The sequence below is a fragment of the Pseudomonas sp. P7779 genome, from assembly GCF_013386315.1.
In the GTDB taxonomy this organism is placed as follows: Bacteria; Pseudomonadota; Gammaproteobacteria; order Pseudomonadales; family Pseudomonadaceae; genus Aquipseudomonas.
The window spans coordinates 88,198-101,285 of sequence record NZ_JACARZ010000020.1; the positions used below are offsets into that span (position 1 = coordinate 88,198).

At 61.7% G+C, this 13,088-nt stretch carries 14 protein-coding genes; 5 read left to right on the forward strand and 9 right to left on the reverse strand.

Annotated features, from left to right (window positions below):
- Nucleotides 1-10 precede the first annotated feature (10 nt).
- Genes HX869_RS07785 through HX869_RS07795 form a run of 3 tightly spaced genes read left to right on the forward strand, consistent with a single transcriptional unit; the run spans nucleotide 11 to nucleotide 2,609 of the window.
- Nucleotides 11-1,090, forward strand: a complete 1,080-nt coding sequence (locus tag HX869_RS07785; protein ID WP_087694554.1) for a heme A synthase — start codon at nucleotides 11-13, stop codon at nucleotides 1,088-1,090.
- Nucleotides 1,078-1,977, forward strand: coding sequence for a heme o synthase (gene cyoE / locus HX869_RS07790; RefSeq protein ID WP_003214839.1), 900 nt, complete (start codon nucleotides 1,078-1,080; stop codon nucleotides 1,975-1,977). The genes HX869_RS07785 and cyoE overlap by 13 nt, the downstream gene beginning before the upstream one ends.
- Nucleotides 1,974-2,609 (forward strand): SCO family protein, encoded by a 636-nt coding sequence (locus tag HX869_RS07795; RefSeq protein WP_003214837.1) that lies wholly within the window; start codon nucleotides 1,974-1,976, stop codon nucleotides 2,607-2,609. The genes cyoE and HX869_RS07795 overlap by 4 nt, the downstream gene beginning before the upstream one ends.
- Before the next feature lie 212 nt (nucleotides 2,610-2,821).
- On the opposite strand, the gene HX869_RS07800 is transcribed toward HX869_RS07795, so the two are convergent.
- The 3 genes from HX869_RS07800 to HX869_RS07810 are packed head-to-tail and all read right to left on the reverse strand — an operon-like array spanning nucleotide 2,822 to nucleotide 5,328.
- Nucleotides 2,822-3,595: a MetQ/NlpA family ABC transporter substrate-binding protein gene (locus HX869_RS07800; RefSeq protein ID WP_003214835.1), complete on the reverse strand. Its 774-nt coding sequence runs from the start codon at nucleotides 3,593-3,595 to the stop codon at nucleotides 2,822-2,824.
- 51 nt (nucleotides 3,596-3,646) lie between these two features.
- Nucleotides 3,647-4,321, reverse strand: a complete 675-nt coding sequence (locus HX869_RS07805) for a methionine ABC transporter permease (RefSeq protein ID WP_003214831.1) — start codon at nucleotides 4,319-4,321, stop codon at nucleotides 3,647-3,649.
- Nucleotides 4,321-5,328 (reverse strand): methionine ABC transporter ATP-binding protein, encoded by a 1,008-nt coding sequence (locus tag HX869_RS07810; protein WP_003214829.1) that lies wholly within the window; start codon nucleotides 5,326-5,328, stop codon nucleotides 4,321-4,323. Before HX869_RS07810 ends, HX869_RS07805 begins: the two co-directional genes overlap by 1 nt.
- Nucleotides 5,329-5,596: 268 nt before the next feature.
- Here HX869_RS07810 and katE point away from each other — a divergent pair, with 268 nt between their 5' ends.
- Nucleotides 5,597-7,738, forward strand: a complete 2,142-nt coding sequence (gene katE / locus HX869_RS07815; protein WP_178902948.1) for a catalase HPII — start codon at nucleotides 5,597-5,599, stop codon at nucleotides 7,736-7,738.
- A gap of 112 nt (nucleotides 7,739-7,850) precedes the next feature.
- Here katE and HX869_RS07820 read toward each other — a convergent pair whose 3' ends face one another.
- The 4 genes from HX869_RS07820 to HX869_RS07835 are packed head-to-tail and all read right to left on the reverse strand — an operon-like array spanning nucleotide 7,851 to nucleotide 10,656.
- Complete coding sequence (locus HX869_RS07820) at nucleotides 7,851-8,570, reverse strand: PA5502 family lipoprotein (RefSeq protein WP_003214825.1); 720 nt, start codon at nucleotides 8,568-8,570, stop codon at nucleotides 7,851-7,853.
- 37 nt (nucleotides 8,571-8,607) lie between these two features.
- A complete protein-coding gene (znuB, locus tag HX869_RS07825) occupies nucleotides 8,608-9,396 on the reverse strand; it encodes a zinc ABC transporter permease subunit ZnuB (protein ID WP_003214823.1) in 789 nt (262 codons plus the stop codon).
- On the reverse strand, nucleotides 9,389-10,174 hold the full coding sequence (gene znuC, locus HX869_RS07830) for a zinc ABC transporter ATP-binding protein ZnuC (RefSeq protein ID WP_008439630.1): 786 nt from the start codon (nucleotides 10,172-10,174) through the stop codon (nucleotides 9,389-9,391). The genes znuB and znuC overlap by 8 nt, the downstream gene beginning before the upstream one ends.
- The gene (locus HX869_RS07835) at nucleotides 10,174-10,656 is read right to left on the reverse strand and encodes a Fur family transcriptional regulator (RefSeq protein WP_003214819.1); all 483 of its coding nucleotides are present in this window, start codon (nucleotides 10,654-10,656) and stop codon (nucleotides 10,174-10,176) included. The genes znuC and HX869_RS07835 overlap by 1 nt, the downstream gene beginning before the upstream one ends.
- A gap of 58 nt (nucleotides 10,657-10,714) precedes the next feature.
- Here HX869_RS07835 and HX869_RS07840 point away from each other — a divergent pair, with 58 nt between their 5' ends.
- Nucleotides 10,715-11,644: a zinc ABC transporter substrate-binding protein gene (locus tag HX869_RS07840; protein ID WP_008439631.1), complete on the forward strand. Its 930-nt coding sequence runs from the start codon at nucleotides 10,715-10,717 to the stop codon at nucleotides 11,642-11,644.
- A gap of 127 nt (nucleotides 11,645-11,771) precedes the next feature.
- Here the strand turns inward: HX869_RS07840 and HX869_RS07845 are convergent, their stop codons facing one another.
- Both HX869_RS07845 and HX869_RS07850 read right to left on the reverse strand, forming a co-directional pair.
- Nucleotides 11,772-12,725 (reverse strand): homoserine kinase, encoded by a 954-nt coding sequence (locus HX869_RS07845; protein WP_008439633.1) that lies wholly within the window; start codon nucleotides 12,723-12,725, stop codon nucleotides 11,772-11,774.
- 56 nt (nucleotides 12,726-12,781) lie between these two features.
- Nucleotides 12,782-13,072 (reverse strand): DUF2782 domain-containing protein, encoded by a 291-nt coding sequence (locus tag HX869_RS07850; RefSeq protein WP_003214814.1) that lies wholly within the window; start codon nucleotides 13,070-13,072, stop codon nucleotides 12,782-12,784.
- Between the last annotated feature and the right edge of the window lie 16 nt (nucleotides 13,073-13,088).

Below are 13,088 nucleotides of genomic sequence, written 5' to 3' on the forward strand. Positions count from 1 at the left end.
GGACACCGTCATGGCCAAACCTGGATTTCGCCTCGCGCTGTTTGCCACCCTGCTGGCCCTGATCGTGGTGCTGCTGGGCGCCTATACCCGCCTCACCCACGCGGGTCTTGGTTGCCCGGACTGGCCGGGTTGCTATGGCTTTATCAGCGTGCCGAAAAGCGAAGCCCAGCTGGCCCATGCCGAACTGCATTACCCGGACACGCCGGTCGAGGCGGACAAGGGCTGGAACGAGATGACCCACCGTTACTTCGCCGGCACCCTCGGGCTGTTGATCGTGCTGCTGGCGGCGCGCGCCTGGACCCATCGGCATCATCCGGGCCAGCCGTTGAAACTGCCGTTGTTCCTGTTGGCGGTGGTGTTCGCCCAGGCAGCGTTTGGCATGTGGACGGTGACGCTGAAGCTCTGGCCGCAAGTGGTCACCGGGCATTTATTGGGCGGGTTTGCGACGTTGAGCCTGCTGTTCTTACTGACGCTGCGATTGTCCGGCGTATTGCCGGCGCTGATCGTGCCCAGGCGTTTGCAGTATTGGGCCACGGCCGGGCTGGTGCTGGTGATCGGCCAGATCGCGCTGGGTGGATGGGTCAGCTCCAACTACGCAGCCGTGGCGTGTATCGACCTGCCGACCTGTCACGGGCAATGGTGGCCGGCGGCGGATTTCGCCAATGGCTTTCACCTGACCCAGCATATCGGCCCCAATTACCTCGGCGGGCAACTGGACAGTGATGCGCGCACGGCGATTCACCTCACCCACCGGATTGGCGCGCTGCTGGTCACTGTCGTGTTGCTGGGCCTGGCCTGGCAGCTCAAGGTGGTCGGCATGACCCGCCTGGCGGGCCTGCTGCTGATCGCCCTGGCGGCGCAACTCTGCCTGGGCCTGAGTAACGTGTACTTCCACCTGCCGCTGCCGGTTGCGGTCGCGCATAACGCCGGCGGCGCGGCGTTGCTGCTGACGCTGGTGCTGGTCAATTACCACGCCCGCACCAGCCTGGTTCGGGTGCGACATCAGTTGCCGTTCGGCTGGCGCTTCAGCCCGCGTAAACATGTGTCGGGCCTCATAACCATTAAAGGAGAGATGCCATGGCGACCTTGATCAGCGAGCGTCACAGCCAGGCGATCTGGCGTGACTATCTGGAGCTGACCAAGCCAAAAGTGGTGGTGCTGATGCTCATCACCTCGCTGGTGGGCATGTTCCTCGCCACCCGCGCCGGGGTACCGTGGCCGGTGCTGATTTTCGGCAACCTGGGGATCGCGCTGTGTGCCGGCGGCGCGGCGGCGGTCAACCATGTGGTGGACCGGCGCATCGATGCTTTGATGGCGCGCACCCATAAACGCCCGCTGGCGGAAGGGCGCGTATCGCCTGTGGCGGCGCTTGTTTTTGCGATGGTGCTGGCGGTGGCCGGGCTGGCGCTGCTGCTGGCGTTTACCAATCCGCTGGCCGCCTGGCTGACCCTGGCCTCGCTGTTGGGTTATGCGGTGATCTACACCGGTTTTCTCAAGCGTGCGACGCCGCAGAACATCGTCATCGGTGGGCTGGCTGGCGCCGCGCCGCCGTTGCTAGGTTGGGTTGCCGTCACTGGCCACGTCAGCGCCGAGCCGTTGCTGCTGGTGCTGATCATCTTCGCCTGGACCCCGCCGCACTTCTGGGCCCTGGCGATTCACCGCAAGGAGGAATACGCCAAGGCCGACATCCCGATGCTGCCCGTGACCCACGGCGAGCACTACACCAAGGTGCATATCCTGCTCTACACCTTCGCCTTGCTGGCGGTCAGCCTGATGCCCTATGTCATCCACATGAGCGGCATGCTGTACCTGGTGTGCGCACTGGTTCTGGGCGGGCGCTTTCTGCAATGGGCCTGGGTGCTGTACCGTGGCAGTCGGCCGCACGCGGCGATCAACACCTTCAAGTACTCTATCGGGTACCTGTTCATGCTGTTTATCGCCCTGCTCGTAGACCATTACCTATTGTTGAACCTATGACTCGAACTCAAAAAACTGTCTTCATTCTGGTGGCCATTGTCGCGTTGATCATGGGCCTGACCGTCAACAAAGTCCTGAGTGGCAAAGGCCAGGGCGACCCGACGGCCTTGATCGATGCCGGCATCATCCTGCTGCCGCAAAGCCGTCAGTTGCCACCGGTGACCATGACCAACCAGGACGGCCAGCCGGTGGTGGTCAACGAGCTGAAAGGCAAGTGGAGCGTGCTGTTCTTCGGCTACACCTTCTGCCCGGACATCTGTCCGACCACCCTCGCCCAGCTGCGGCAGATCAAGAGCGAGCTGCCCAAGGACGTTGTGGATAAGTTGCAGGTGATTTTGGTCAGCGTTGACCCGAACCGCGATACACCGGCGCAGCTCAAGCAGTACCTGGGCTACTTCGATCCACAGTTCGAGGGCTTGACCGGTGCGAATGTGGACGATGTGCAGAAGGTTTCGAATGCGGTGAGCATTCCGTTTATTCCGGCAGACACCAGCAAGCCCAACTACACCGTCGACCACAGCGGCAACCTTGCGCTGATCGGGCCGGATGGAACGCAACGCGGGTTTATCCGGGCGCCGTTGAACAACCAGAAGCTGGTAGCGCAGTTCCCGGGGTTGTTGCAGCGTAAATAAGCCTGCCGACCATTTTCTGAGCGACACAAATCAAATGTGGGAGCGGGCTTGCTCGCGAAGGCGGTGTGTCAGTCAACAGATGTATCGACTGAACCACCGCCTTCGCGAGCAAGCCCGCTCCCACATTGGTTTGGATCGTTCCCACGCTCTGCGTGGGAATGCCGCACTGGACGCTCTGCGTCCGCTTTTTCGATCGGGGTTTCGGCCTTGGATCAGAACGCCGGCAGGATCGCGCCTTTGTACTTCTCAAGAATGAACGCTTTCACTTCCGGGGTGTGCAGGGCTGCTACCAGCTTCTTCACCGCGTCCGAATCCTTGTTGTCTTCGCGGGTCACCAGGATGTTCACGTAAGGCGAGTCGTTGCCTTCAATCACCAGTGCGTCCTTGGACGGGTCCAGCTTGGCTTCCAGGGCGTAGTTGGTGTTGATCAGCGCCAGGTCGACCTGGGTCAGCACGCGCGGCAGGGTGGCGGCTTCCAGTTCGCGGAATTTCAGACCTTTCGGGTTTTCAGTGATGTCCTTGATGGTCGACAGGATGTTGGTCGGGTCCTTCAGGGTGATCAGGTTGTGCTTGGCCAGCAGCAACAGCGCACGGCCGCCGTTGGTGGCGTCGTTCGGGATCACGACGTTGGCGCCGCTTGGCAGGTCTTCCAGCTTCTTGTACTTGCTGGAGTACGCGCCCAGAGGCTCCAGGTGCACAGCGCCAACGCTCACCAGATGAGTGCCCTTGGCTTTGTTGAACTCATCCAGGTACGGCTGGTGCTGGAAGAAGTTGGCGTCCAGGCGCTTTTCGGCCACCTGTACGTTTGGCTGAACGTAGTCGGTGAAGACTTTGACCTGCAGGTCCACGCCTTCCTTGGCCAGAGCCGGCTTCACGAATTCGAGGATTTCAGCGTGCGGCACCGGGGACGCGGCCACGGTGAGGGTTTCGGCGGCGTGGGCGGAGAACGCGGCAACGGCGGCGAAAGCAACCAGTAGTTTTTTCATTCAACAAGCTCCTTGTTCGGGAATTGGCCGGCTTAACGCCGGCAATAGCCGTTATTTTCGAGAAAAGTGCACCACCAGCTTGTCGCCGACGGTTTGCAGAATTTGTACCAGGATCAGCAGCAGCACCACGGTGACCACCATCACGTCGGTCTGGAAGCGCTGATAACCGAAGCGGATCGCCAAGTCACCCAGGCCACCGGCGCCCACTACACCGGCCATGGCCGTGTAGGAAACCAGTGTAATCGCCGTCACCGTAATCGCCGCGAAGATGCCGGGGCGGGCTTCGGGCAGCAACGCGTTGGTAATGATCTGGCGAGTGGTCGCGCCCATGGCCTGGGTCGCTTCGATAATCCCGCGGTCCACTTCACGCAGCGCGGTTTCCACCAGGCGCGCAAAGAACGGCGTGGCACCCACCACCAGTGGCGGAATTGCACCGGCAACACCCAGCGAGGTGCCGGTGATCAGCACCGTGAACGGGATCATTACGATCAACAGGATAATGAACGGCAGCGAACGCAGGATGTTCACCACCAGCGACAACAGCGCATAAACATTCTTTTGTTCGAACAGCTGACGCGGGCTGCACAGGAACAGCAGCACGCCCAACGGCAAGCCCAGCAATACGGTGAACAGCAGCGAGCCGAACAGCATGGTCATGGTGTCGCCGGTGGCGAGCAGGATTTCCGACCAGTCGATGTTCGAGAAAAAGCTCAAGAGGATTTCCATTAGCGCAGCACCTCCATATGGACGTCTGCCGCGGTGAAGGCGGCGAAGGCGGCCTCCATGTCACCGCCGGTGACGGCGAGGGTCAGTTGCCCGTAGGGAATGTCTTTGATGCGGTCGATACGACCGGCGAGGATGCTGTAGTCCACACCCGTGTCGCGGGCGACGGTACCCAGCAGCGGCGCGTAGGTCGCTTCGCCCTGGAACGTCAGTCGCACGATGCGCCCCGGTACATGGGCGAAGTCATCACGCTGTTCGCCTTCGTCGACTTGCTCGGATTCCTGCACGAAGCGCTTGGTGGTCGGGTGCTTGGGGTGCAGGAATACGTCGGCGACGGTGCCTTGCTCGACGATCACGCCGGCGTCCATCACGGCCACGTGGTCGCACACGCGGCGGATCACGTCCATTTCATGAGTGATCAGCACGATGGTCAGCTTCAGCTCGCGGTTGATCTCGGCCAGCAGTTGCAGGACCGAGGCCGTGGTCTGCGGGTCGAGGGCGCTGGTGGCTTCGTCGCACAGCAGGATTTTCGGCTTGGTGGCCAGGGCGCGGGCGATGCCGACGCGCTGCTTCTGGCCCCCCGACAACTGCGCCGGGTACTTCTTGGCATGGTCGGACAGGCCGACCCGGGCCAGCAATTCGGCCACGCGCAGGTCGATTTCCTTGCGGGAAAGTTCGCCCGCGAGGGTCAGCGGCAGCGCCACGTTGTCGGCAACGGTCTTGGATGCCAGCAGGTTGAAGTGCTGGAAGATCATCCCGACCTGTTGCCGGAAACGGCGCAGGCCGTTGGCGTCGAGGGCGGTGACTTCTTCGTCATCGACCTTGATCTGGCCGCCGCTGGGTTGCTCCAGGCGGTTGATCAGACGCAGCAAAGTACTTTTTCCCGCACCGGAATGGCCGATCAGACCAAACACCTGGCCATTTTCGACGCGCAGGTTGGTGGGATGCAGTGCGGGGATATCCTTACCGGCGACCCGGTAGGTTTTATGGACGTTATGAAACTCGATCACGTAGCGAACCTTGTGGGGCGCATTAAAAAGGGATCAGCGGTTAGCCGGGCGCGCATTTTAGCCTGTCCGTATAGCGTTTCTTAGCATTTATTTCTCATCCGACCAGCGATTTGGCAATAACGCGATCAAAGGTCATAAAAAAGGAACGGTACAAAACCGTGTCAGTCACTACATAAGCAACTCGAAACTCCCAGGTGCCGTGCCTGGGGTTTTGCTCAAGAAGAGCCGGGGATAGCTCTGGCCTACGCAAACGAGGAGTTTTTGTCTGATGAGTACTAAAAAGCCAGTTACCCCGCCCAAGAGCGAACTTGCGGGTACCGACACTCTGGACCGTGGCAACACCAACGCCAAGCTGCAAAGCCTGGAAACATTCCGCTCCGACGCGACGGGCCAGGCGCTGCGCACCAATCAGGGCGTGAAGGTTTCCGATAACCAGAACAGCTTGAAGGTCGGCTCCCGTGGTCCTTCGCTGCTGGAAGACTTCATCATGCGTGAAAAAATCACGCACTTTGACCATGAGCGGATCCCGGAACGCATCGTCCATGCCCGGGGTACCGGTGCCCACGGCTATTTCCAGACCTATGAAAATCATTCGGCGCTGACCAAGGCCGGGTTCCTGCGTAACCCGGAACATAAAACCCCGGTATTTGCGCGCTTTTCCACGGTTCAGGGCCCACGCGGCTCCGGCGATACCGTGCGTGACGTGCGTGGCTTTGCCGTGAAGTTCTTCACCGACGAGGGCAACTTCGACTTGGTGGGTAACAACATGCCGGTGTTTTTCATTCAGGACGCGATCAAGTTTCCTGACTTCGTGCATGCGGTAAAACCTGAGCCCCACAACGAGATTCCTACCGGCGGCTCAGCCCACGATACGTTCTGGGATTTTGTCTCGCTGCAGCCGGAGTCGGCGCACATGGTGATCTGGGCCATGTCTGACCGGGCGATCCCGAAAAGCCTGCGAACCATGCAGGGGTTTGGCGTGCACACCTTCCGCCTGGTGAATGCCGAGGGCAAATCCAACTTCGTCAAATTCCACTGGCGGCCTACCGTCGGCACCTGCTCCCTGGTGTGGGACGAGGCGCAGAAGCTGGCGGGCAAAGACACGGACTTCCACCGTCGTGACCTGTGGGAATCCATTGAAAGTGGCGATTACCCGGAATGGGAATTGGGCGTGCAGATCATCGCCGAAGAAGACGAGCATAAGTTCGACTTCGATATTCTCGACCCGACCAAGCTGATCCCCGAAGAGCTGGTGCCTATCACGCCGCTGGGCAAGATGGTGCTCAACCGCAACCCGGACAACTACTTTGCCGAGACCGAGCAAGTGGCGTTCTGCCCGGGGCATATCGTGCCGGGCATCGACTTTTCCAATGACCCGCTGCTGCAAGGCCGTCTGTTTTCCTACACCGATACGCAGATCAGCCGACTCGGCGGGCCGAACTTTCACGAGTTGCCGATCAACCGTCCGGTAGCGCCGTTCCATAATGGCCAGCGCGATGCCATGCACCGCACCACCATCGACAAGGGCCGCGCGTCCTACGAGCCGAACTCGATTGATGGCGGCTGGCCGAAAGAAACTCCGCCTGCGGCGCAGGACGGTGGTTTTGAGACGTATCCGGAGCGCATTGATGCCCACAAGATCCGAGAGCGCAGCGAGTCGTTCGGTGATCACTTCTCCCAGGCGCGCTTGTTTTTCCGCAGCATGAGCAAGCACGAGCAGGAGCACATCATCGCCGCCTACAGTTTTGAACTGGGCAAGGTGGAGCGTGAGTTTATTCGCGCTCGCCAGGTGAACGAGATCCTCGCCAACATCGACTTGGAACTGGCCAAGCGTGTGGCGCAGAACCTGGGCTTGCCAGCACCGACTAAAGGTACGGTGCCAGAGCGCAAGACGTCTCCGGAACGCTCGCCAGCGTTGAGCCAGGCCAATTTGCTGTCGGGTGATATCAAGACCCGCAAGGTGGCGATTCTGGCGGCGAGCGGTGTTGATGGTGCGGCGATTGATGCCTTGAAGAAGGCGCTTGAGGCCGCAGGTGCGCATGCGAAGTTGCTGGGGCCTACCTCGGCGCCGGTAACGACGGCGGATGGCAAGAGCCTGCCGGTGGATGCTTCCATGGAAGGCTTGCCTTCGGTGGCGTTCGATGCGGTGTTTGTGCCGGGTGGCGCCAAGTCGGTTCAGGCGTTGAGCGCTGATGGTGTGGCGTTGCATTACCTGCTGGAGGCCTACAAGCACTTGAAAGCAATTGCCCTGGCCGGTGAGGCGAAGCAGTTGCTGGATGTGCTGAAGCTTGAGGCGGATGCGGGCTTGATTGTGGGCGGCGACGCGAAGGCGTTTAAGGCGTTCTTTGCGGCGATTGCCCAGCATCGGGTCTGGGATCGGGAGCCGAAGGCTAAAGCTGTTCCGGCTTAAGGTATCGGTTGTTTGTTAGATCGCTTTCGCGAGCAAGCCCGCTCCCACATTTGACCGCATTCCAAAGTTGGAACTCGGTTAAATGTGGGAGCGGGCTTGCTCGCGAATGGCGTTATTCAGTCTTACGCGGAATCAGCACGACCTGCGCCGGAACCTTCTTCAGGATCTGCCGGTGAATCTTCAGGTCATACCCCGAATCGATGCGCTTCACCCGTTTGGTCAGCAACGTGGCCAGCCATGGGTAATCTTCGGTGCGCGGTGCCTGGATGCTCACATCGCACTGGTAATTCACCACATCGGTGGCGATCTCATCCAGTTGATGGCGCAGCGCCTCGATATCGGTGAGGTTCAGCGCAACCGTAGTGCTTGGCGCTGCCGGGTCGATGACCTTGGCCGGCGGCTTGGCTTCGGCGGCTTTCAGGGCGGCCTCGGCTTTGTCCAGTTCGACTTTACGGGCATGGGCGATCGCACTGTTGACGCCACCGGTCAGCGCCGGAGCCTTGGGCATCAATGCCCGTGCGCGGCTCAGGGCCGTCGCGGCAGCGTTGACATCACCCTTTTGCAGGACGATCTGGCTGCGCTGCAAATAGGCTTCGGCCAGTTGGCGCTGATAAGGCTCCAGCGCCGGGTCGTTGGGCGACTGGGCCTGCAAGGCGGCCAGCTCGTCTTCGGCGGTGGCCAGTTCACTGCTGGCGAGGTTTTGCTCCAGCTGTGCGATGGCCGCAGCACGTGCGTCCGGCGCCTGGGGGGCGGCGGGCGGGGTGCTTTGGCAGGCGCCCAGCAGCAAGGAAAATGCGGCAAGGAGCAGATAACGGGCGTTGAACAGCTTCATTCCTGCGACTCTCTAATTGCGCAAAAAGCGAGCAAGTCTACACCCCACGACGGGGCAGGACAAAACTCAGCAGAAACAGGGCGGCCGCCGTGACCACAATCGACGGCCCGGCCGGGGTGTCCTTGAACCAGGACAGCGCCAGGCCACCACACACCGCGAGCATCCCCAGAAGGCTGGCGCCGAGCGCCATTTGCTCCGGCGAGCGGGCGTGACGCTGGGCCGCAGCAGCCGGGATGATCAGCAGCGATGTGATCAACAATACGCCGACAATCTTCATCGCGACAGCGATCACCACGGCGATCAGCAGCATCAGGGTCATGCGCAGCGCCGCCACGGGCAAGCCTTCGACGGTGGCCAGTTCTTCGTGAACGGTGATCGCCAGCAGCGGGCGCCACAGCGTCACCAGCAGCACCAGCACTGCCGCGCTGCCGCCTAGAATCCACGCCAGGTCGGTGGGGCTGATCGCCAGCAGGTCGCCGAACAGGTAGGCCATCAGGTCGATGCGCACTTCATGCATGAAGCTCAGCACCACCAGGCCCAGGGACAAGGTGCTTGGGGCCAGGATGCCCAGCAGGGTATCGGAGGCCAGAGGCTGACGCTGTTGCAGGGTCACCAGCAGCACAGCCAGCAGCAGGCAGCCGACGGTGACGGCAATGGTCGGGCTCACATCCAGCAGAAATCCCATGGCCACGCCCAGCAGCGCAGCGTGGGACAGGGTGTCGCCAAAATAGGCCATGCGCCGCCAGACCACGAACGAGCCCAGTGGGCCCGCCACCAGCGCCAGAGCCAAGCCTGCCAGCAGGGCGTAGAGCAGAAAATCAGCCATGCTTGCAGCTATCTCCATGAACGTGGGTGTGGGATGCGGTGGAGTCATCGACTACGGCGCCATGCAGGTCATGGGCGTGGTCGTGATGGTGGTGGTAGATCGCCAGGCTCTGGGCGTTCTTGCCGAACAGCTCGACGAAAGCCGGGTCACCGCTGACCTGTTCCGGGTGGCCGGAGCAGCACACGTGGCGATTGAGGCACACCACCTGGTCGGTGGTGCTCATCACCAGGTGCAGATCGTGGGAGACCATCAGCACGCCGCAGCCATGGCGGTCCCGCAGGCGGGTGATCAGGCTGTACAGCTCGGCCTGGCCGGCGACGTCGACGCCCTGTACGGGTTCATCCAGTACCAGCAATTCCGGCTCGCGCAGCAGGGCGCGGGCCAGCAGCACTCGCTGCATTTCGCCGCCGGAGATGCTTTGCACCGGGCTGTCGATCACCTGTTCGGCGCCCACTTCCTTGAGGGCGGACTGTGCACGGGCACGGTCGACACCGGGCACCAGGCGCAGGAAGCGCAGCACCGAGAGGGGCAAGGTCGGGTCCACATGCAGCTTCTGCGGCATGTAGCCGACCCGCAGCCTCGGCTTGCGCCACACGCTGCCGCTGTCGGGCTTGAGCAGGCCGAGTACGGCGCGCACCAGGGTGGTCTTGCCGGCACCGTTGGGGCCGATCAGCGTGACGATCTGACCTGGCTCGACGCTCAGGGCGATGTTGTCCAGCACGTTTTGCCCGGCGAACGTGACCCCGACCTGCTCCAGGCGGATTAACGCAGTGCTCATCAAGCCCCCTGGCAGCCCGAGCACACACCGACGACTTCGACGGTTTGCCCTTCGACCTTGAAGCCGACGTCGCCGGCGCTCTTGATGATGCTGTCGCTGATGCTTTTTTGCTCAAGTTCGATGGCGGCGTGGCACTCGCGGCAAATCAGGAACTGGCCCTGGTGCGCGTGTTCCGGGTGGTTACAGCCGACAAAGGCGTTGAGCGATGAGATGCGGTGCACCAGGCCGTTGTCCAGCAGGAAGTCCAGCGCGCGGTACACCGTGGGCGGCGCGGCGCGGCGGCCGTCCTGCTCGCTGAGCACGCCGAGGATGTCGTAGGCACCCAGCGGCTTGTGGCTTTGCCACACCAGCTCCAGCACCCGGCGACGCAGGGCGGTCAGGCGCAGCCCTTGGCGCGCGCACAGTGCGTCGGCCTCTGACAGTGCGCTGTGCACGCAGTGAGAGTGGTCATGGGGACGGCTGGCAAGCGGTGTTTTAGGCATGAGCGGCGACAGATATTTGTGAGAGACGTTATTATGTTACCTGTTCCTGCCTCCTTGAGTGGTCATCGTGTCCAGACTTTTTCCCGTTTTTGTCGTATTTGTCACCAGTTTGCTGCTTGCCGGTGCCGCTCAGGCGGAGGTTCGGGTGCTGACCAGTATCAAACCGTTACAACTGATTGCTGCTGCTGTGCAGGATGGCGTGGCGATTCCCGAGGTATTGCTGCCGCCGGGCGCTTCGCCGCATAACTATGCGTTGCGCCCTTCCGACGTACGGCGCGTGCAGTCGGTGGACCTGCTGTATTGGATCGGCCCGGACATGGAAAGCTTTCTGCCGCGTGTCTTGAAAGGCCGCAGCTTGCCGACGGTGGCGGTGCAGGACCTTCCGGGAATGAAACTGCGTCGGTTCGCCGAAGATAGCCACTCCCATGCTGAAGATGCCGACGAACATGATCATGACCATCGCCCGGGCAGCCTGGATGCGCATTTGTGGCTGTCGACGGTCAACGCCCGGGTGATTGCGAACCGCATGGCGGCGGACCTCAGCGCTGCCGACCCGGCGAACGCCGAGCGTTACCAGAGCAACGTGAAGGCCTTTGATGGCCGTATGGATGCACTGGACGCGCGCTTGAAGGCACGTATGGCGGACGTCGCCGGCAAGCCGTACTTCGTGTTCCATGAAGCCTTCGATTACTTCGAAGATGCCTACGGGCTCAAGCACACCGGAGTGTTCAGCGTGGCCGCAGAAGTGCAGCCGGGCGCCCAGCATGTGGCAGCGATGCGTACGCGTTTGCAGGAAGTGGGCAAGACTTGTGTGTTCAGCGAGCCGCCGTTGCGCCCGCGCCTTGCGGAAACGCTGGTGGCGGGTTTGCCGGTGAAGCTGGCGGAGCTGGATGCGTTGGGCGGCTACACGCCGGCCTCCGCCCAGGGGTATGAGCAGGTGCTGGAGAAGCTGGGGAATGACCTGGCTGGGTGCCTGGAGTCGCTCTGACAGACGCCGCATAACCACTGTGGGAGCGGGCTTGCTCGCGAATGCGGTGGATCAGTCAGCGCATCTGGTGACTGAAACTCCACATTCGCGAGCAAGCCCGCTCCCACATTTTGATCGCGTACGATCTTTACAGCGCGAACGGCAGCGGGGTCTTGACCTGCTGGCGTTGCGCCAGGCGCACCTGAAACTCGCGCGGGTCGTGAATCAGCACGTCCTGCCCGGCGAACGATTCCGCCGCAATCAGGCGTGACAGCCAGAACCGCACACAGGCCACACGCAGCATGGTCGGCCACAGCTCTGCTTCCTTGGCGGTGAACGGCCGCAAGCCCGCATAAGCCCCCAGCAACGCCCGCGCCCGTTGGCCGTCGATCACGCCGTCGGCGTCCGAGCACCAGTCGTTCAGGGCGATCGCCACGTCGTACAGCATCGGCCCCGAGCAGGCGTTGTAGAAGTCGATCAGCCCGGTCAGGTGCGTGCCTTCGAACATCGCGTTGTCGCGAAACAGGTCGGCGTGGATGTTTGCCCGGGGCAGCGTGAGGATCTGCGCCTTGTGCGCCTCGATCTCATCCAGCGCGGCTTGCAGCAGGCGCTGTTGTTCTGTGTCGAGGTGCGAAATCAGTTGCGCGCCTTCGCTGAGCATCCAGTCCAGCCCGCGATCGGTCTTGCGTTCCAACACCTTCTCGCCTTGGGTGGCCAAGTGCAGGTGCCCGAGCAATTCGCCCACTTGCACGCAATGCTGGGCGTTGGCGTCCTTGATGTGCTTGCCCGCCAGGCGCGGTTGCAACAGCGCCGGTTTGCCCGCCAACTCGCGCAAGGCCACGCCGTCGGTGGTACGCAGGGCGTAAGGCACTGGCAGGTCGGCGTCATGGAGCACGTCCAGCAGTTCGATGAAGAACGGCATTTCCTGCACGGGGCCGCGTTCGACCAGGGTCAGGACAAATTCGCCCTGTTCCAGGCTGATGAAGAAATTGGTGTTTTCACTACCAGCGGCAATCCCCTGGAAATCAAGCAGGCGGCCGAGCCCGTAAGGGGCAAGAAAGGTTTCCAGCTCGGGCCGAGCCAGGGGGGTGAACACAGACATGGTTAAAACTGCCGTTACGGGCGCTGCGGGGAGCAGCGCCGATTAAAGTTAAGAAATCATTTCCATTCGAAGATCTTCCATGACGGGATCAGCATATCCGGCTGGTCAGAGCGGATGAAGTTCGCATCGGTTCCGTCCGCGCGCACCAGGAAGTAAGGCGGAAAGCCTTTCTGGGTCACCTTGATCGCGTACAGGAAACCATTCTGGCGGTATTCCTGAATGGTCTTGTCGCCTTCCGTGCGAATGGTGACTTCCGGGTCGCCCGAAGGGGCAGTATCTGCCGCCATGGCCACCATCGGAGTGAGTGCAATCAAGCCGGTCAACAACAGGCGATTTACTGTACGCATGATAACCTTGTCCCTT